We start from the raw sequence: 18,072 nt of genomic DNA on the forward strand, positions 1-18,072 counted from the left end.
CGCCGTAACCGGCGGTGGGCCCGGTGGGCTCTGGGCGCGCGCCCGGTCAGGCGGTGGGTGGACCGCGCCGGGTCGGTTCGCCGGGGCCGGTCGCGGTGCGCGGCACGGCGAAGTGGTACGCCAGAATGGCGGCGGCCGGGGCGGATGCGATGTCGGTGTGCCCGGGCTGGGTCGGCGGCGCGGTCGGAGCGAACGCCGGCACCTGCCGGACCGGATGCGCATCGGCCACTCGGAGGGCCCCGTCGGCGGGGCGTAGCGCGACCGTCGCGGCGATCGGCCGGGCCGGCAGATCGATGGCGGCCGGCCGGGTGTCAGGTTGGCTGGCGGCCGACCGGGCGGCGAGATCGGTGGCGGGCCGGTCCGGTAGGCCGGACGGGGCACCGAGACCGACGGCGAGCACCAGTGTCGCCAGCGCCAGGCGGGTCAACTCCCGCAGCGCGCGCAGCGTCGCCGGCCACATTGGACGGGCGAACGCGACGGCGGGCACCCGTCCAACCTATCGCCCGCATCCGGTTGCCGCACGGCGACGATGGCACGCGGATCGTGAAGCACGCCACGTCGTCCACTATGGAGGCATCCGCCAGCGCCGCGCCGGGAAACCGGGTGGGGACCGTGACGCCGGGGCTAGCGCTCCGCGGTGCCGCCCACGGGCTCCTTGGTGAAGAGGGCCAGCAGGTCACCTACCTGGCGGTCGGCCTCGGCGGGGTGGCGGAACCGGCCGGCCGGGTTGAGGGTGTACTCGTTGCGCCGGCCGACACGGGTGCGGTGCAGGTAGCCACCCGCCTCCAGGTCGGCGACGATCGCCTGGGCGGCCCGTTCGGTCACGCCCACCTCGCTGGCGACGTCGCGTAGCCGGGCGGTGGGGTTGCGGGCGATGGCGAGCAGCACATGCGCGTGGTTTGTTAGGAACGTCCAGTTCCGGGTGCTTTCCCGCTCGCCTGTGCTCGCCATGCCCGCCATCGTATGACCTGCCCTTCGGGTTCTCCGGGCCGCGCCGTCCAGCGGCGTCCCCGTCCCACTCGTACGCAAGCGTCGAGGGATACATGAAATGCATATCACGCATAGCTTGACGCATCTTGCGTTGCGTGTGACGGTGATGGCAGCCCGCGACCGCCGTCGGCCGGGATGACCAGGCATTCCACCGAGAAGCGAGGTGTGGCCGGATGAGTCGACCCGGACCGATCGGCGCGCAGCCGGGGCCCGACCGCGAGTACCTCACCGCGGATCTACCCGGAGCCCCACAACTCGCCCTCGCCGAGCTGCTGGCCGGCAACCGGAGGTTCGTCACCGACGCGCTCCGGCATCCCAACCAGAACGCCGGGCGGCGGGCCGCCGTGGCGGCGGAGCAGCATCCCTTCGCGGTGATCGTGGGCTGCTCCGACTCCCGGTTGGCTGCCGAGATCATCTTCGATCGAGGGCTGGGCGACCTCTTCGTGGTCCGGACCGCCGGGCACACCGTCGGGCCCGAGGTGCTGGGCAGCGTGGAGTACGCGGTGGCGGTGCTGCGTACGCCGCTGGTGGTGGTGCTCGGGCACGACTCGTGCGGCGCCGTGCAGGCGGCCCGCGACACGGTGGCCACCGGCACCCCGCCGACGGGCCACCTAGGGGCCGTGGTCGACGCGGTGGTGCCAAGCCTGCGGCGGGCGCAGGCCGCAGGGGTGAAGGAACTGGACCGGATCGTGGACATCCACATCGCGCGGACCGTCGAGACGATGTTGGGCTCCTCCGAGACGCTCGCTGCCGAGGTGGCAGCCGGGCGGTGCGCGGTGGTGGGCATGTCGTACCGGCTCGCTGCCGGTGAGGTGCGGGCGGTGGCCGCGGAACCGGCCGGGCTGGCCGACACGGTGCCCGCCGCCTGAGAGACCGTCGGAGACCTCGGCGCGTACGGCGAGGGCCGTCCCACCGGATGGCGGAACGGCCCTCGAACATCTCGCGCTGGCGGACCCAGCGCAGACCGGCTCAGAGCAGTGACACGTGTACGTGGTCGGTGTGGTTCGACGGGCCGCTGTAGGCGCTCCAGCCGGTCGTCGGGAACCAGATCTGCCGGTTCCAGATCACGTAGTAGACGCCCAGCCGGTCGGCGTTGCGGACCAGGAAGGCCGCCAGGTTGTTGCCGTAGATCCGGGTGTCGTTGTTGTGCCAGGGGCTGAAGCCGCTGTTCTGCAACGACCAGTCACAGGCCCGGCCCTTGGGGTGCTCGAACTTGTCGCCCGGCCGGAAGCAGCCCACGAACCGGTTGAAGCCGGCCCGCTTGACCTCCTTGTACATGTGCAAGGTGCGCGGCGTGATGCAGCCCGACGTGGTCGGGTCCTTCTGGCTGCACGACTCGGACTTCCAGCCACCGTCCGCCGCCCGGTTGGGCCCGACCCGGGCGACCGGGGAGGTGGCCGCCACCAGGCCGCCGGTGAGGCCGGTGCCGCCGACCAGCCGGAGCGACTTCTCCGCCTCGCTCTTCTTGCGGGCCATGTCGTTGGTCAGCTTCTGCTGCTCGCGCACCTCGGCGTCGAGCGCCAGCTTGGCTTGCTGGGCGCGGAGCCGGACGGCGTTGACCTCGCTGAGCTTCTTGTCGTTGACCAGGTTCAGCTCGTCCAGCGCGGAGGCGCGGTCGATGAACGAGTCGGGGGCGTTGCTCTGCAGCAGCATGGAGATCGCGCCGACCCGACCCGTCCGGTACGACTGGGTCGCGATCTCCGCGACCTGCGGGGCGAGCGCGTCGAGGTCGGCCTGGGCGCGACGGACCTCGACGGCGAACTCAAGCTGCCGCTTCTTGGACTTCTCCAGCTTGTTCTTGGCCTTGGAGTAGTCCCGGTTGGTCGCCTCGATCAGATCGTTGAGCATCGGCGGGTCGTCGTCGTGCTCCGCCGGCTTGGGGGGTGTTGGCGCGGCCATCGCCGGCAGCGGGCCGGCGAACACGGCGCACGCGGCGAACACGGCCACCACGGGTGTCAACCAGCGGCGTAGGGGTGCCGTCACTGTCTTTCCCTTCCATCGACCGCCGACCGGGTTAGCTGACGGGTTCGGGACGGAAGTGGCCCCTACCGCTGTCGCGGATTCACCCCACGTACCTGGGTTCCCGGCTCGCCTCTGGGCGATTGGGCGGCGGCACCGCAGGCGCCGGTGCGCGCCTTCGGCGGTGACCGGCAGTGAGGTTACCCGACAGGCGATCGGGCGCTCTACGCCCCGAACCTGACTAGATGTGTCATTTCGTAATCGCGTTGAGTGACCAGCGACACCCTGGCCGGCCACATCGGCCGCGGCGGTCACGCTGAGGAGTGTCACCATGTGGTGTCCGTGCTCCTGTCCGGTTCGGGCCACCCCGACGGGGTGGCGGGGGCGGTGTTACGGGTGCGCGGTGTGCTGAGCGCGTGGAGCGCCTCGGCCCGGTCCGTCGCCGGCCGGGAAACCATGGGGGCGGCGGTCGGCCCGGCGCCGTCGGGCCTGCTGCGCGGTCCGCCACCGGCCGCGGCGCCGTCCGGACCCGGGCGTCGGCCGGCGGTGGTCACCAGCACGGCCAGTGCGGTGGTCAGCGGTACGGCGGCGATCAGCCCGAGCGTGGCCACCACGCTGCGGACGATCTCCTGGGCGAGGAACTCGCTGGTCAGGATCTGGCCCACCGCCCGGGAGTCGGCGGTGAGCAGGACCAGCAGGGGCAGCGACGCACCGGCGTACGCCAGGATGATGGTGTTGACCACGGAGGCGATGTGCGCCCGTCCGACCCGGGTGGCCGAGCGGTACAGCTCCCGGCGGGAGAAGTTCGGGTTGGCGTGGCCGAGTTCGGTGACCGCGGCGGCCTGGGTGACCGTGACGTCGTCGAGCACCCCCAGCGACCCGATGATGATGCCGGCCAGCAGCAGGCCGTGCAGGTCGACGTCGGCCCGGAACATGGACAGCGTGGTGGCGTCCTCGCTGCCGAAGCCGGTCAGATGGGTGGCCGCCGTCGCGGCCAGGCCGAGCAGCCCGGTGAGCACCAGGCTGCCGAGCGTGCCCAGCACCGCCACGGACGTCTGCGCGGACACCCCGTGGGTCAGGTACAGCACCACGAACATGATCAACGCCGCGCCGACGATGGCGACCACCAGCGGCGGCTGGCCGGCGGTGATGCCGGGCAGCACGAAGGTGAGCAGGATGGCGAAGCTGGCCGCCAGGCCGGCCAGGGCGGCCAGTCCGCGCAGCCGCCCGAAGGCGACGATGGCGGCGGCGAAGAGCACCGCGAGCCACACCAGCGGCTTGCCGCGCTGGTGCTCGGCGATGTTGTAGGTGCTGATCGACGGATCCGCCGGGTCGATCAGCGGGACCACGATGACGTCGTCACCGACGCTGACCCGGGGCGCGCCGGGTCCGGCCGGGATGGGCGTCTGCACCTCCTGGCCCGAGTCCGGGCCGCCCTGCATCCGTACGGTGACCGTGCCGCACGGCCCCTGCGCCGTCGTCGGGGTGCCCTCCGGGACCAGCGGGTTGGGCGGGCAGGATTCGGTCACCACCTGGGTGACCGTGCCGTGGTAGCGGGGCGCGGCGTCGGTGGCCTCCGGACGTGGCGCGTCCCGGGGCCAGAGCGCCAGGGCGGCCACCAACGTGGCGAGGAAGAGGGGAACCACCGTCACGACGAGGATCCGCCGCACCCCGGGCGGGGTGGGCGGAGCGGAACGGGTGTGGTCGGCGCCCAATTCAGTGTCTCCCAACGATTCCCAAACGGAGTACGTGCCGGCGGGCGAGTCGGTTCAGCGTCGCCGTACGGCCGTCGCGACGGGCGGCATGGGCCGACCGGAAGTGGCGAGATGGCTGCGTACCGTGAGTCGCCGGCCGGCGCTCGACGGCCGCCGGGCAGTGGCGGCGGAGGTTCGTGCCCGGCGGAGGGCGCGGGCCGGGCGGCACGGATTTCGGCAGGCCATCGTCTGCGAATGGTAGCCAGCCCGACCTCGGAACGCAGGTCGTCAGGGTGCGTCGGCGGTTCACGACATCCGTGCGCGGGCGGGCGGCGGCGCGGCCCCGGGTCAGCCGCGCTTCATCAGGCGGCCGACGGCGGCCATCATCTCGGAGGCCATCTCGTCGGCGCGGCCCTCCGCGGCGCCTTCGTGCATGCAGTGCCGGGTGTGCCCGTCGAGCAACCCGAGGGCGACCTTGTCCAGTGCGGCCTGGATGGCGGAGATCTGGGTGAGCACGTCGATGCAGTAGCGATCGTCGTCGACCATCTTCTCGATGCCGCGTACCTGACCCTCGACGCGGCGTAGCCGGGCGAGCAGCTGCTCCTTGCTGGCGGTGTAGCCGCGGATCGGCGCAGGTGTGGTCATGCCACGAGAATAGCCAACCCCCGGGGGGTATGGTCCACCGGCGAACAGCCAAACTCGGCCGACCTGCCGGGAACCAACCGCCGGGCCCGTACGACCAATACGGCGATGACAGCTGTGACCGACGACATAACCGGGTACGCGTTCGCCGCGGGCCGGGGCGACCACGCCGCCGCGGCGGCGTTCGTCCGTGCCACCCAGCAGGACGTCCGACGGTTCCTGGCCCACCTGCCCGGGGTACGGGAGGTCGACGACCTGGTCCAGGAGACGTACCTGCGGGCCTGGCGTGCCCTGCCGTCGTTCGCCGGCCGCTCCACGGCCCGGACCTGGCTGCTCGCCATCGCCCGCCGGGTCGCGGTCGACCAGGTGCGGGCCGCCACGTCCCGTCCGCGCACCGCGAACCTCGCCGACTGGCAGGCCGCCGCCGAGGCGACGCCGGCCGGGGTGCGCGCCGGGGTGGACGAGCAGGTGGTGCTGCACGGCCTGCTGGCGGGGATCGCCCCCGACCGCCGGGAGGCGTTCGTGACCACCCAACTGCTCGGGCTGTCCTACGCCGAGGCCGCGCAGGTCTGTGACGTGCCGGTCGGCACCATCCGGTCCCGGGTGGCCCGGGCCCGCGAGGACCTGGCCGCGGCGATGCAGCCCGCGACGCCCGCCCGCCGCCGGGGCCGGGGCGCGGCCGGCTGACCGCCGGCCCGGTCAGCGCCCGGCCGCTTGGCGGTGGAACGCCGGTAGGGCGCCGGGCGGCCGAGCGCCGGTGAAGGGCGAGGCGGTGGAGCGCCAGGCGGTGGGGGGCCAGCGTCACGCGGCGCGGTGGCGCTCCCGGCCGTGTCGGGCCTGGGCCGGGTACGGCGGCAGCAGGCGCAGCGGGGTCGGCTCGTCGACCTCGTCGAGGCGCAGCCGCCAGCGGGACCGCTCCGACCGGTGCCGGTCGCTCGGGTCGCCAGGTCGCCGCATGCTCTGGGCCAACAGCACGGTGATCAGATAACCGACCACCAGGAACCCGTGGCTGACCAGGCGTTCCACGGCGACCTGGGAGGCGACCAGGTCGTTGACCGAGAGCAGCACGAGGGTCACCACGAAGGCGCTGAGCATCGGCAGCAGCCCGGAGGGCGGGGTCCGGCGCAGCGCGACGAAGAGGAACCCGGCGCCGACCGCGACGTTCCAGGCGGCCGACTCGTGCCACAGGTGCTGGCCGCTGGCGTGCAGATGTTCGGCTACTCCGCCGCGACCGACCTGCGCCAACCCGAGGACCAGCTGCACCGCGCCGAGCAGGCCCAGCGCGGCACGCAACCCGGTGACCAGCGTGGCGCGCCCGGCCGTCAGGGCGCGCCAGCGCCCGGCCCGCGGCGTGACGGCGGCGAGCAGCGCGCGCCAGCGCCGGGGGCGCGGCGGCGGTGCGGCGGCGAGGATCGCTTCGGTCAGGTCCGGCAGGGCGGTCACCACCTGGGTACGCGCCCGCCGGGTCACCAGCGCCGCCGCGTCCAGCCAGCCACGGCAGCCGGCACAGGTTTCCAGGTGCACCGCGACGGTGCCCTGCTCCTCCGGCGTCGCCTCACCGTCCAACTGCGCGGACAGGATCTCCCGCCACTGCTCACACCCCATGTTCAGGTAGTCGCTCGTGCGCCCGGGGTGGTTCCCGCCGGGTGCCTGAATCGGGGCATCCGGGTCAGGAGCCGCCCCGGGCCGCCCAGGCGTGCAGCGCCTCCCGGTCGCCCGCCCCGTCGAGATTGAGCGCCGCCTCGATCAGCGCCAGGTGGGTGAACGCCTGTGGATAGTTGCCCAGGGCCGTCCCGTCGGCGGCGAGCTGCTCGGAGTACAGGCCGAGCGGGCCGGCGTACTGCCGGAGCTGGTCGAAGAGCTTGCTGGCCTCGTCCCGCCGGCCGGCCAGCACCAGCGCCGAGACCAGCTCGAACGAACAGAGCAGGAAGGCGCCCTCCTCGCCGGGCAGCCCGTCGTCGGCCCGGTAGCGCCGCAGCAGGCCGGGGCCGATCTCCAACTCCTCGCGCAGCCGGTCGATGGTGGACCGCATCCGAGGATCGTCGCCGGGAAGAAAGCCGACCAGCGGGATGCGCAGCAGCGAGGCGTCCAGCTCGGTCGAGCCGTACCTCATCACGAAGCTGCCCACCTCCGGGTCGAAGCCACGGTCCAGGACCTCGGCGTGGACCGCGTCCCGGGCCGCCCGCCAGCGGCCGATGTCCGCCGTCGGGTCGCCGAGCGACTCCGCCAGGCGGATGCCCCGATCCAGGCAGACCCAGGTCATCACCTTCGCGTTGACGTAGTGCCGGCGCGGGCCACGTACCTCCCAGACGCCGTGGTCCGGCTCGTGCCACCGGTCGGCCATCACGTCGACGTGCTTACGCAGCAGTGCCCACTGCTCGCCGGTCAGCTCGTGGTAGACCAGCGCGGCGTCCAGGATGTGCCCGTACGTGTCGAACTGCACCTGCTCGGCGGCCTCGTTGCCGATCCGCACCGGCCGGGAGCCGGCGTATCCCGCCAGGTGCGGCAGTTCGCGCTCCTCGTCGGTGTCGCCTCGGATGCCGATCAGGGGCGTGAGCAGGTCACCGGTGCAGACGGAGAGCAGGAAGTGCAGGTACCGGCGTCCCTCCTCGGCGTGGCCGAGACGGAACAGCGCGAGCAGTAGCAGCGCCGCGTCCCGGTGCCACACGTACCGGTAGTCCCAGTTGCGGACCCCGCCGATCTCCTCCGGCAGGCTTGGTCGTGGGCGCGGCGATCAACGCGCCGGTCTCGTCGAAGGAGAGCCCGCGCAGCACCAGCGCGCTGTGCCGGACGGCGTCCGCGCCGAAGCCCGTGTAGTCGCTGCGCGCCGACCACTCCTGCCAGGTCCGGCAGGTGCGTGCCAGCAGTTCGTCCGGATCGCGGTGCCCGGCGGCGTCCTCGTCGTAGCCGACCAGCACGGCCGCCTGCTCCCCGGCGGAGAGTTCGGCCTCGATCCTCAGCACCCCACCGGTGGCCTCGACGGGCAGGTCGGAGTCGACCCAGAGCGGGATGCCGGCGGCCCGCCAACGCCCGTCGACCCGCTCCCAGGCCACCTCCCGCGCACCGTGGTCGGGTCGGGGCTCGACCCGGACGGTCAGCCGGACCGTGCCCCGCTCCACCGTCACCCGGCGCACCAGCACCTGATCCGCGCGCAGCGGCTGGACCGGATCCCCTGGCGCCACCGCGAGGAAATCCTTGACGACCGCCGTCCCGTCCGGCGCCGACCACCGGCTCCCCAGCACGAGGGTGTCCGGCAGGTACCGCCGGGTCGGCCGGGGACAGCCGGCCACGGAGAGGCCGAGGACGCCACCGATCCGGCGGTCCAGCAGGCGGGCGAGGACGGCGTCACCGGCAAAGTGCGGTACGCAGAACCACTCGATCGCGCCGTCGGCGGCGACCAGCGCGGCGGTGTGGGTGTCGGAGAGGAAGGCGTACGAGTCGATCGGGGGACAGGTCATCGCAGGTCCGGAAGGACGTGGGAGCCGAACCGGTCGAGGAAGGCGGCCTGGTCCCGCCCCACGTGGTGCAGGTAGAACTCGTCGACGCCCAGTTCGGCGTACTCGCGCAGCCACTGCGTGTGCGCCTCCCGGAGCGCAGCCGCCTCGTCGCTCGCCCAACACAGGTGCACCTGTAGCAGCAACGGTCCGCTGCCGCCGGCCGCCCGGTACGCCTCGACCACCCTGCGCACCTTCGGCAGCGGCTGGTTGATGGTGATCAGGCCGTCCGCCCAGGAGGCCGCCCAGCCGGCGGTGGCCGGGGTGACGGCGGCGGCGTACACCGGTGGCGGCTCGGCCGGCCGGGACCAGAGCACCGCCCGGTCGACGGTGACCAGCCCCCGGTGGCTGACGCACTCCCTGGCGAAGAGTGCCCGGATCACCTCGACGCACTCGCGGAGCCGGGCGTTGCGTTCCGGCTTGCTCGGCCAGCGCTCGCCGGTGATGTGCTCGTTGAGCGCCTGCCCGCTGGCCACGGCGAGCCAGAACCGGCCGGGGAACATCTCCGCCAGGGCCGCGGCGGCCTGGGCCACGATCGCCGGGTGGTACCGCTGCCCGGGTGCGTTGACGACACCGAAGGGCAGGTCGGTGCGGGCCAGCGCGGCGCCCAGCCAGGACCAGGCGAAGCCCGACTCGCCCTGCTCCGCGCCGAACGGGGCGAAGTGGTCCGAACACATCGCCCGGTCGAACCCGGCCTCCCGGGCCACGCCGACCAGCCGGAGCAGGTCGCTCGGCCGGAACTGCTCGTGAGAGGCGTGGAAGCCGTACGCCGGCATGCAGCCCTCCCGTCGTTGCTGTCCTCGTCTATGACTACCCAGCCGGCCCTGGGGTAAGCGCCCGGTTCGCCGTCGGAGAGGAGGCTGCGGGTGACCCGTCCGTTCGTGAACTGGTCCGGCAGCCTCTCCTTCACACCGGCCGGCCGCGCCGAGCCGGCCGGCGAGGACGAGGTGCGGGACCTGGTGCTGCGGGCCCGCGAGTCAGGCCGCACCCTGCGTCCGGTCGGCTCGGGACACTCGTCGAGCCCGCTGGTGCGCACCGACGGCCTCCTGGTCAGCCTGGACCGGATGGCCGGGGTCCTCTCCCTGGCCGACCTGCGGGCCACCGCCTGGGGCGGCACCCGGCTCAAGGCGCTCGGTGAAAGCCTCTACGACGCCGGCCTGGCCATGGACAACCTCGGCGATGTGGACTATCAGTCGATCGCGGGCGCCACCGCCACCGGCACGCACGGCACCGGCCTCGGCTTCGGCAACCTGTCCACTCAGGTCAGCGGAGTGCGGCTGGTCGCCGGCACCGGCGAGGTGCTGGAAATCTCGGCGACCAGCAACGCCGAACTGCTGCCCGCCGCGCGGCTCTCCCTCGGCGCGCTGGGCGTGGTCACCCAGCTCACCCTGGACGTGCAGCCCCGCTACGTGCTGCGCCGCCGCGCCTGGTGCGCGCCGGTCGAGTGGACCCTGGACCACCTGGCCGAGCTGGCACACACCAACCGCAACATGGACTTCTACTGGTATCCACGCAACGACCTGACCCAGGTCCGCACCATGAACCGGGCCGACGACCTGCCGGAGGACCGGATGTGGGCGGCCCGCCGGGTGCCGGAGCCCGGCCCGTGGAGCGAGCCGAAGGAACTCGAACTCGGGCCGACCCACCGGACCATCCCGCAGAACCGGGAGCTGCGCTTCGAGGAGATCGAGTACATGCTCCCGTCGGAGGCGTTCCCGGCCTGCTTCGCCGAGGTCCGGCGACGGATCCTCAGCCGGCACCGGCGCAGCGTGGGCTGGCGGGTGCTGGTGCGCACCATCGCCGCCGACGACATCTGGCTCAGCAACGCGTACGGCCGGCCGACCACCACCATCGCCTGCCTACAGAACACCTCGTTGCCGTACGAGGAGTACTTCCGCGACATGGAGTCCGTCTTCCGGCAGTACGGCGGCCGGCCGCACTGGGGCAAGAAGCACTGGTTGACCGCCCGCGAGCTGCGCCCCCTCTATCCCCGGTGGGACGACTTCCAGGCGGCGCGCCGTCGCCTCGACCCGGATCGCGTCTTCGGCACCCCCGACCTGGACCGGCTGCTGGAGGAGGCGTGATGGCACAGCTCGGGGCACTGGTGTGGGCGGTGCCGGGCGGGCACATCCCGTTCGGCGGCAGCGGCCCGGAACCGGAGTTCACCGGCTTCGACCAGCTCTGCGTGCTCAACACCGGCGATGCCGAGGCGGAACTGACGCTCGTCTTCTACTACGAGGACGCCGAACCGGTCGGCCCGTACCGGCTCGGCGTCGGCGCCCGGCGGATCCGGCACGTACGGATCAACGACCTGATCGACCCGGAGGCGGTCCGCCTCGACCGCCCGTACGGCTGCGTGCTGCGCTCGCCGGTGCCGGTGGTGGTGCAGTTCCTGCGGCAGGACACCCGCATCCCGGGCACGATGGCGCTCACCGGCACCATGGCCCACCCCGCCAACGAGTAAGGAAGGGCCCCCTATTAACGCCTGGTGTAGTAGCGGGGCCCCTTCTTAACAAATGGTGTGATCGAGGCCGATGGTGACGGTGGTGCCGGCCATCAGCTCGACCGGCCGGTCCCGGACCAGCACGGTGACCGGTGGATCCGTCCCCGGCGGCGTGGTGAGCCGGACGTGGTGGTGGTCGATCCGCAGCTCGATCAGCCGGTCGCGGTACCGGATCACGCAGTCGAGGTGGTCGAGGCCGTCGGGCAGCAGCGGGTTGAGTCGCAGCACGTCGCCGCGTACCTCCAGCCCGGTGTAGCAGCGCTGGAGGATGTCCAGCGTGCCCGCGGTCGCGCCGAGGTGGATGCCCTCCCGGGTGCTGCTGTGCGCCGGATCGGCCAGATCGGTGCCGAGCGCGGCGAGCAGCATCTCCCAGGATCGGCGGCGGTCCGTACGGGCCAGCACCCAGGCGTGGGCGATCCGGCTCAGCGTCGAGCCGTGGGTGGTCCGGGAGAGGTAGTAGTCGACGATGTCCGGGATCCGTGCCGGATCGAAGGGGTAGCCGAGCTGGCGTACCAGCGCGGTCAGCTCCTCGGCGCTGAACAGGTACAGCAGCATCAGCACGTCGGCCTGCTTGGAGATCCGGTACCGGTTCGGGTCGTCCCCCTCGGCCTGCAACAGCGAGCCCAGCAGGCGTAGGTCGCCGTAGCGCTGCCGGTACCGGTCCCAGTCCAGCTCCGCGAGTTCGTCGTACCCCTCGAACTGGGCGGGGATCCCGTCACCGACGAACGCCAGCCGCAGCCGCCGGGCGAGGTGTGCCCACCGGCGGCGTTCCTCGTCACCGACGGTGATCGTCCGCCACGGCACCGCGCCGGGATGCCGGCTGACGATGGCGTACGCCTCGGTCGCCCGGCCGAGCGTCCAGGCGACCATGAGGTTGACGTACGCGCAGTTGTCCAGCCCCTGGCCGGGCCGCCCCGGGTAGCCGTCGTGGTACTCGTCGGGGCCGGTCACCCCGCGGATGTCGTACCGGTCGTCGGCCGGGTCGTAGGTGGCCGCGGCCGCCCAGAACCGGGCCGTGCCGACCAGCAGTTCGAGGCCGGAGGCGGCGAGGAACGACAGGTCGCCGGTGGTCTCCCAGTACCGCCAGGCGGAGTAGGCGATGGCGAGGTTGGCGTGCGGCTGCCGGCCCGTGTAGTCCACCACCCACTCGCCGTCGACCGGGTTCACCGAGCGCGGCGGGCTCTCGTCCTGCCCGCTGGTGCCGCTCTGCCAGGGGAACAGCGCCCCGGCCCCGCCCTCGGCCGCCGCCTGTCGCCGCGCCGCGGTCAGCCGGCGGTGCCGGTACTCCAGCAGCGCCCGGGTCAGCTCGGGAAACCGCAGGTTGAGGTACGGGTAGACGAACAGCTCGTCCCAGAAGATGTGCCCGTGGTAGCCCTCACCGTGCAGCCCGCGCGCCGGCACTCCCGCGTCGAGGTCGGCCGCGTACGGCGAGAGGGTCTGCAACAGGTGGAAGGTGTGTACCCGGACGGGCAGCTGCCAGGCGTGCCGCTCACCCACGTCCAACCGGAACCGGTTCCAGAGGTCCCGCCACGCGTCGGCGTGCCCGGCGAGCAGTCGCGCGAACGACCCGGCCCGGTGCACCTCCGCCAGGGCCGCCGCGAGGGGCTCGTCGACGGCGCGGTCCCGGGAGGAGAAGATGGCAGCCGTCTTCGCCACCACCAACCGTTCCCCGGCGCGCAGGTCGACCGCGAGCACCTGGGCGATCTCCTCGGCGCCGCCCACCTGACGGCGGCTGGCCGGGCCGCCGCCGGTGACCACGGTCCGGGCGGCCAGCGCCACCAACTGGTGCGCCCCGGTCGTGGTGGCCGTCAACCAGATGACGTCGGCGCCGTCCGTGCCGCAGGCGACCCCGGTCAGGTGCCGGCCGCAGGTGCCCGGCTCGCTGACCGTGTTCGCGTTCCGTACGCCGCCGTCGACACCGGCGCGGATCTCGACCCGGCCGGACCAGTTCTCCGCGATGAGGATGGTCTCCAGCGCGGCGAGGTGGGGTTCCGCCATGGACACCAGACGCCGTTGCCGGATCCGGGTGCGCCGTTGGTCCGGGTCGAGCAGCAGCAGCTCGCGCAGGTACAGCCCGCGCCGCAGGTCCAGCGCCCGATGTTCGTGCAGGCGGCGGTACTGCCCGGGGGCGTACCACTGGCCGGCGGCGGGTCGGAAGGTCAGCGGCAGCCAGTTCGGCAGGTTGACGATGCTCTCCTCGCCGCCATCCGGGCCGGGCCGCCGGTTGTGGAACCCGGCCAGGTAGGTGCCGGGGTAGTGGACGCCGTCGGCGGACGCCTCGGGGTCGGCGCCCCGGGCCGCGAGGTAGCCGTTGCCCAGGGTCAGCATCGTCTCCCGGGTGCCCTCGCCCGCCGGGTCGTCGTCGGTGTACGACAGCGTCCACGACGCCGGCAGCCCGCCGGCGCACAACTCGCAGCCGGGGTCCGGCTCACCCCGCACGGGATTCCTCCTCACGGCTGGCCCGCACGGGTCCTGCCCACGGCTCAGCTCGGCGTCAGCGACCGAGGACCGGTCGGCGGGTGCGGCACGGCCAGGGTCATCGTGGGCCTCCTCGTGGCTGCCGCGGCGTCGGCACGGATGCGGGCCGCCGTCTACCCGCCCCGCGACGAGACAAACCCGGGTGCGGTTCAGCCCCAGATGGCTTCGGCCAGGGCGACGCCGGCGAACGCGGCAGCCAGCCCGGCGGCCACGCTGAGCCCCACGTTGAGCAGGGCACCGAGCCGGTCGCCGTCGGCGAAGAGCCGGACCGTCTCGTAGCCGAAGGTCGAGTAGGTGGTCAGCGCCCCGCAGAGTCCGGTGCCGAGCAGCGTGACCAGCGACCCCGGCACCGCACCGGCGGCGGCACCGCCGATCAGGATGCCGAGCAGGAGGCAGCCGGCCAGGTTGACCACGAGGGTGCCCCACGGGAAGGCGGAGCCGTGGCGGGCCTGCACCGCCCGGTCCACCAGATAGCGCAGCGGCGCGCCGACGGCGGCGCCGAGCGCGACGAGCAGGACGCTCACCTCGTCGCTCCGGCGTTTCCGGGCCGGTGCGACCACGGCCGGCGGCGGCCGGTGGCCAGGCGGGTCAGGGTCATCCCGGCCCAGACCGCGGCCAGGGCAGCGACCAGGGTGCCGGCGAGGTAGAGCAACCCGGTCCGGGCGGCGCCGACGGCGACCGCCTGCTGTACCTGTACGGCGTACGTGGAGAAGGTGGTGTAGCCGCCGAGCAGGCCGGTGCCGAGGAACGGCCGGACCAGCCGGTGCGCCCGCCACACCTCGGTGACCAGCACCATCAGCACGCCGATCAGCAGGCAACCCGAGACGTTGACGGCGAAGGTGGCCCACGGGAACCCGTGGGGCGAGTGCGGAAAGGCCACGGTCAGCCCGTGTCGGGCCAGCCCGCCGATGACCCCACCGGCGGCGACCGCGCCGAGCAGGCTCGCGGTGCCCTGCCGCAGCTCGGCGCGCTGACCCGGTACGTGGAGATCGACGTCCGGGTCGGTGGGCGGTCGGTCGGGCCGCACGGGTCACCTCCTTAGGCCGGACATGCCCTGATCCGGTGGTCGAGGATAGTCCCGCCACCTGGCCGGTTCTCGGTAACCCGCAGTAAGGTGCGGCGCGTGACCGTGCTGCGTTCCGTGCTGCTGTTCGTCCTCGCCGCCGTCGCCGAGATCGGCGGTGCCTGGCTGGTGTGGCAGGGCTGGCGCGAGCACCGCGGACTGTGGTTCATCGCCGCCGGACTGCTCGCCCTCGGCGCGTACGGCTTCGTCGCGACCTTCCAGCCCGACCCGAACTTCGGCCGCGTCCTGGCCGCGTACGGTGGGGTCTTCGTCGCCGGGTCGCTCGCCTGGGGCGTGGCGTTCGACGGCTTCCGCCCGGACCGGTGGGACCTCACCGGTGCGGCGCTCTGCCTACTCGGCGTGGCCGTCATCATGTACGCCCCGCGCGGGGCCTGACCGTCGCGCCGCCCGGCACCGGGCGTACGGTGGCGGCCATGCGCGTGCTCTTCGCCAGCCTGGCGTCGGTCGGTCACAGCTATCCGATGATCCCGCTGGCGGTCGCGGTCCGCGCGGCCGGGCACGAGGTGTACTTCGCCGCCGGGGAGGCGATGCATCCCTCGCTGGCCGCGAACGGGCTCGGTCCGTTCCGGCCTGCGGACGCGTTCTACGAGATGTACGCCGAGGATCTGGCGCCGGAACTGGCCCGGTTGACGCCCGACCTGGTGGTGGGCGGATGGGGAGTGCCGGGGGCCGCGATCGCCGCCGCCCGGGCTGGTATCCCCGGCATCTGGCACGGCTTCGGCCGGATGTTCCCGGACGGCATCGGCCTGGAGTTGCCCACCGCGGTCGCCGAGGCGTCCGGGCAGCCACACCTCGACATCTGCCCACCCTCCCTGCAGGACGCGGGCTTCCTCGCCACCGCCGAGCGGATCGAGCTGCGTCCGGTCCCGTACTCCGAGCCGGTGTCGCTGTCCGAGTGGAACGACAACCGCTGGTCACGGCCGCTGGTCTATCTGACCCTCGGCACCGTATTCGGCACCCGGGAGGTGCTCGCCACCGTCATCGACGGGTTGGCCATGCTGGGCGTGCGCGTCGTGGTCGCCGCCGGCCGGGTGCCGGTGGAGCAGCTCGCCGGCGTGCCGGACACCGTCACCGTGCGGCGCTGGATCCCGCAGGCCGAATTGCTGCCGCTCGTCGACGTGGTGGTGCATCACGGGGGCAGCGGCACCACCCTCGGCGCGCTCGCCGCCGGGATACCGCAGCTGATCCTGCCGCAGGGGGCAGACCAGTTCGCCAACGCCGAGGTGGTCAGCGCCGCGGGCGCGGGGTTGCGGCTGGTGCCCGGCGAAATGAGCGCCGAGGCCGTCGCGGCGTACGCCGGGCGGCTGCTGCCGCGCCGGTCCGACCACCGGGACGCGGCGCGCGTGCTCGCCGGGGAGATCGCCCGGATGCCGTCGCCGGACCAGGTCGTCCGCCGGCTGCCGGAGTACGCCGGCCGGCTCTGACGCCGGCCGGGCGAGGGTGACGCACCCGGTCATCTGACCATCCGGCGGCGGCCGAGCAGGGCGAGCACCGCGCCGGCGGCGACCAGCAGGGCGGCCAGGGCCAGCAGCGGGCCCGGTCCCGAGTTCGATCCGGTGACCGGTAACGGCTGCTTGGAGGGATGGGGGGTCGGGCTGCCGGACGGCCTGGGCAACACCTCGAAGGTGACCCCGGTCGAACCGGCCGGCGCGGTCGCCGCCGGCGCGGCCAGCGATCCAGCCGGCCCGGCGGGCTGCCGCGCCCCGGCGGCGGTCGCCGAGCCGACGGCGAGCAGGACGGCCGCGATCAGGCCGGCGACGGCCGGCCGGGCGAGCCCCACCGCACGGACCGTGGGGACGTTGCGGGTCCGGACCACCATCAAGACCTCCATCCAGGCGTACGCCACCAGCACCGGGACGGTGGCCGGCGGCATCGATCGGCGCGTGACACGCGACCGGGCGACTGTCGAGGGGAAACGCGAGACTGATCCTATATGCCCGATTATGGGAGTGATCTCGGCTTTCGGCGTAGCGGCGCGAGTCAAAAGTCTGTTTCGGGTCTGCGCTCTGTCCGGCCACGCGGCCCGGCCGGTGTCACGTTTGTGCCGGCGGGCGGCGGGAACCGGAGCCGGACCGAGAGTCAGGAGCGGAGCATGAGCGAGCCGGTGCCGGACCAGCCCGTCGGCGAGCTGGAACTCGTCCACGCCTTCACCGGGCCCATGCCGACCGGGGTGAGCGTCTCGCACACCGGCCGGATCTTCGTCAACTTCCCGAGATGGGGTGACGACGTGCCGGCCACGGTGGTCGAGCTGCGCGACGGACGTGAGGTGCCGTTTCCGGACGAGGCGTGGAACCAGCCGGGCCGCGACGACGACCCGGAGGCGTTCGTCTCGGTGCAGAGCATCGTGGTCGATCCCGCCGACCGGCTCTGGGTGCTCGACACCGGCAGCCCGATGTTCCAGCCCACCAGACCGGGCGGCCCGAAGCTGGTCCGCGTCGACCTGGACAGCGACACCGTCGCCCAGGTGATCGCCTTTCCACCGGATGTGGCGCTGCCCACCACGTACCTCAACGATGTGCGGTTCGACCTGCGCCGCGGCGGCGCGGGGATGGCGTACATCACCGACTCGGCGGTCGCCGGGCCGAACGGGATCATCGTGGTCGACCTGGCCACCGGGGCGTCCTGGCGACGGCTGCACGACCATCCGTCGACCAAGGCGGAGCCGCCGTCCAGTTTCCGGCCGGTGGTGGAGGGGCGTCCGTTCGTGGAACGGCCGGTCGACGGGCCGCCGCAACCGGTCATGATCGGCTCCGACGGGATCGCCATCTCCGCCGACGGCTCCCGGCTCTACTACTGCCCGCTCGCCTCACGCCACTGGTACAGCGTCGCCACCGACGCACTCGCCGACGTCACGGTCGGCGCGGACGAGGTCGCCGCGACGGTGCTCCACGAGGGCGAGAAGGGCGGCGGGTCCGACGGACTGGAGAGCGACGACGCCGGCCGGGTCTACCTCACCTCGTACGAGCACAATGCCGTGCTGCGGCGCCGCCCGGACGGCGAGTACGAGACCGTCGTCCACGACCCACGGCTGCTCTGGCCCGACACCATGTCGGTGGCGCTCGACGGGCACCTCTACGTCACCGCCAACCAGCTGCACCGGCAGGCCAACTATCACCGTGGCAGGGATCTGCGTCGCAAGCCGTACGCGCTGTTCCGCACCCGGATCGACGCCGGTCCGGTGCTGCTGCGCTGAGGACCCGCGGCGGCGGGACCGTGATCACGCCCGTG

The 18,072-nt window shown here is 73.1% G+C and carries 20 protein-coding genes and 1 riboswitch; of the genes, 7 read left to right on the top strand and 13 right to left on the bottom strand.

Annotated elements, in window-relative coordinates; all coding sequences use genetic code 11:
- Window positions 1–46: 46 nt before the first annotated feature.
- Both ACQPYA_RS02920 and ACQPYA_RS02925 read right to left on the bottom strand, forming a co-directional pair.
- The gene (locus ACQPYA_RS02920) at window positions 47–487 is read right to left on the bottom strand and encodes a hypothetical protein (RefSeq protein WP_433531090.1); all 441 of its coding nucleotides are present in this window, start codon (window positions 485–487) and stop codon (window positions 47–49) included.
- 137 nt (window positions 488–624) lie between these two features.
- Window positions 625–960 carry a helix-turn-helix transcriptional regulator gene (locus tag ACQPYA_RS02925; protein ID WP_433531091.1) on the bottom strand — a complete coding sequence of 112 codons (336 nt, stop codon included), beginning with the start codon at window positions 958–960 and terminating at the stop codon, window positions 625–627.
- Between the two features lie 203 nt (window positions 961–1,163).
- On the opposite strand from ACQPYA_RS02925, the gene ACQPYA_RS02930 reads away from it, so the two are divergent.
- Entirely contained in the window at window positions 1,164–1,859 is a 696-nt protein-coding gene (locus tag ACQPYA_RS02930) for a carbonic anhydrase (RefSeq protein WP_433531092.1), read from the top strand.
- A 100-nt stretch (window positions 1,860–1,959) separates the two neighbouring features.
- Here the strand turns inward: ACQPYA_RS02930 and ACQPYA_RS02935 are convergent, their stop codons facing one another.
- From ACQPYA_RS02935 to ACQPYA_RS02945, 3 genes are all read right to left on the bottom strand, one after another.
- Window positions 1,960–2,973 carry a coiled-coil domain-containing protein gene (locus ACQPYA_RS02935; RefSeq protein ID WP_433531093.1) on the bottom strand — a complete coding sequence of 338 codons (1,014 nt, stop codon included), beginning with the start codon at window positions 2,971–2,973 and terminating at the stop codon, window positions 1,960–1,962.
- Window positions 2,974–2,977: 4 nt separating this feature from the next.
- A riboswitch (cyclic di-AMP (ydaO/yuaA leader) is annotated at window positions 2,978–3,109 on the bottom strand.
- Window positions 3,110–3,275: 166 nt separating this feature from the next.
- Entirely contained in the window at window positions 3,276–4,664 is a 1,389-nt protein-coding gene (locus tag ACQPYA_RS02940) for a YibE/F family protein (RefSeq protein WP_433531094.1), read from the bottom strand.
- 327 nt (window positions 4,665–4,991) lie between these two features.
- Window positions 4,992–5,288, bottom strand: a complete 297-nt coding sequence (locus ACQPYA_RS02945) for a metal-sensitive transcriptional regulator (RefSeq protein WP_433531095.1) — start codon at window positions 5,286–5,288, stop codon at window positions 4,992–4,994.
- A 114-nt stretch (window positions 5,289–5,402) separates the two neighbouring features.
- Between ACQPYA_RS02945 and ACQPYA_RS02950 the strand changes: the two genes are divergently transcribed.
- Window positions 5,403–5,972, top strand: coding sequence for a sigma-70 family RNA polymerase sigma factor (locus tag ACQPYA_RS02950; protein WP_433533366.1), 570 nt, complete (start codon window positions 5,403–5,405; stop codon window positions 5,970–5,972).
- 114 nt (window positions 5,973–6,086) lie between these two features.
- Here ACQPYA_RS02950 and ACQPYA_RS02955 read toward each other — a convergent pair whose 3' ends face one another.
- The 4 genes from ACQPYA_RS02955 to ACQPYA_RS02970 all read right to left on the bottom strand — a co-directional run bounded on the left by ACQPYA_RS02955 (window position 6,087) and on the right by ACQPYA_RS02970 (window position 9,555).
- A complete protein-coding gene (locus ACQPYA_RS02955; protein WP_433531096.1) occupies window positions 6,087–6,890 on the bottom strand; it encodes a zf-HC2 domain-containing protein in 804 nt (267 codons plus the stop codon).
- 64 nt (window positions 6,891–6,954) lie between these two features.
- Window positions 6,955–7,953, bottom strand: a complete 999-nt coding sequence (locus ACQPYA_RS02960) for a glycoside hydrolase family 15 protein (protein ID WP_433531097.1) — start codon at window positions 7,951–7,953, stop codon at window positions 6,955–6,957.
- Window positions 7,847–8,743, bottom strand: a complete 897-nt coding sequence (locus ACQPYA_RS02965) for a trehalase-like domain-containing protein (protein ID WP_433531098.1) — start codon at window positions 8,741–8,743, stop codon at window positions 7,847–7,849. Before ACQPYA_RS02965 ends, ACQPYA_RS02960 begins: the two co-directional genes overlap by 107 nt.
- A complete protein-coding gene (locus ACQPYA_RS02970; protein WP_433531099.1) occupies window positions 8,740–9,555 on the bottom strand; it encodes a TIGR03557 family F420-dependent LLM class oxidoreductase in 816 nt (271 codons plus the stop codon). The genes ACQPYA_RS02965 and ACQPYA_RS02970 overlap by 4 nt, the downstream gene beginning before the upstream one ends.
- A gap of 90 nt (window positions 9,556–9,645) precedes the next feature.
- Between ACQPYA_RS02970 and ACQPYA_RS02975 the strand changes: the two genes are divergently transcribed.
- Both ACQPYA_RS02975 and ACQPYA_RS02980 read left to right on the top strand, forming a co-directional pair.
- Entirely contained in the window at window positions 9,646–10,863 is a 1,218-nt protein-coding gene (locus tag ACQPYA_RS02975; protein ID WP_433531100.1) for a D-arabinono-1,4-lactone oxidase, read from the top strand.
- Window positions 10,863–11,243: a sensory rhodopsin transducer gene (locus tag ACQPYA_RS02980; protein WP_433531101.1), complete on the top strand. Its 381-nt coding sequence runs from the start codon at window positions 10,863–10,865 to the stop codon at window positions 11,241–11,243. Before ACQPYA_RS02975 ends, ACQPYA_RS02980 begins: the two co-directional genes overlap by 1 nt.
- A gap of 45 nt (window positions 11,244–11,288) precedes the next feature.
- Here ACQPYA_RS02980 and ACQPYA_RS02985 read toward each other — a convergent pair whose 3' ends face one another.
- The 3 genes from ACQPYA_RS02985 to ACQPYA_RS02995 form a co-directional block, all read right to left on the bottom strand.
- Complete coding sequence (locus tag ACQPYA_RS02985; RefSeq protein ID WP_433531102.1) at window positions 11,289–13,721, bottom strand: glycoside hydrolase family 65 protein; 2,433 nt, start codon at window positions 13,719–13,721, stop codon at window positions 11,289–11,291.
- Window positions 13,722–13,909: 188 nt separating this feature from the next.
- Window positions 13,910–14,284 (bottom strand): fluoride efflux transporter CrcB, encoded by a 375-nt coding sequence (crcB, locus tag ACQPYA_RS02990; RefSeq protein ID WP_433531103.1) that lies wholly within the window; start codon window positions 14,282–14,284, stop codon window positions 13,910–13,912.
- Entirely contained in the window at window positions 14,281–14,787 is a 507-nt protein-coding gene (locus ACQPYA_RS02995; protein ID WP_433531104.1) for a fluoride efflux transporter FluC, read from the bottom strand. Before ACQPYA_RS02995 ends, crcB begins: the two co-directional genes overlap by 4 nt.
- A 96-nt stretch (window positions 14,788–14,883) precedes the next feature.
- Between ACQPYA_RS02995 and ACQPYA_RS03000 the strand changes: the two genes are divergently transcribed.
- Both ACQPYA_RS03000 and ACQPYA_RS03005 read left to right on the top strand, forming a co-directional pair.
- On the top strand, window positions 14,884–15,219 hold the full coding sequence (locus ACQPYA_RS03000; RefSeq protein ID WP_433531105.1) for a YnfA family protein: 336 nt from the start codon (window positions 14,884–14,886) through the stop codon (window positions 15,217–15,219).
- 38 nt (window positions 15,220–15,257) lie between these two features.
- A complete protein-coding gene (locus ACQPYA_RS03005; RefSeq protein WP_433531106.1) occupies window positions 15,258–16,268 on the top strand; it encodes a glycosyltransferase in 1,011 nt (336 codons plus the stop codon).
- Window positions 16,269–16,297: 29 nt separating this feature from the next.
- Here ACQPYA_RS03005 and ACQPYA_RS03010 read toward each other — a convergent pair whose 3' ends face one another.
- Window positions 16,298–16,717: a hypothetical protein gene (locus ACQPYA_RS03010; RefSeq protein WP_433531107.1), complete on the bottom strand. Its 420-nt coding sequence runs from the start codon at window positions 16,715–16,717 to the stop codon at window positions 16,298–16,300.
- Between the two features lie 219 nt (window positions 16,718–16,936).
- On the opposite strand from ACQPYA_RS03010, the gene ACQPYA_RS03015 reads away from it, so the two are divergent.
- Window positions 16,937–18,037 (top strand): L-dopachrome tautomerase-related protein, encoded by a 1,101-nt coding sequence (locus ACQPYA_RS03015; RefSeq protein ID WP_433531108.1) that lies wholly within the window; start codon window positions 16,937–16,939, stop codon window positions 18,035–18,037.
- Window positions 18,038–18,072: the final 35 nt, after the last annotated feature.

The sequence above is a fragment of the Micromonospora sp. CA-263727 genome (assembly GCF_050942455.1).
GTDB lineage: Bacteria > Actinomycetota > Actinomycetes > Mycobacteriales > Micromonosporaceae > Micromonospora.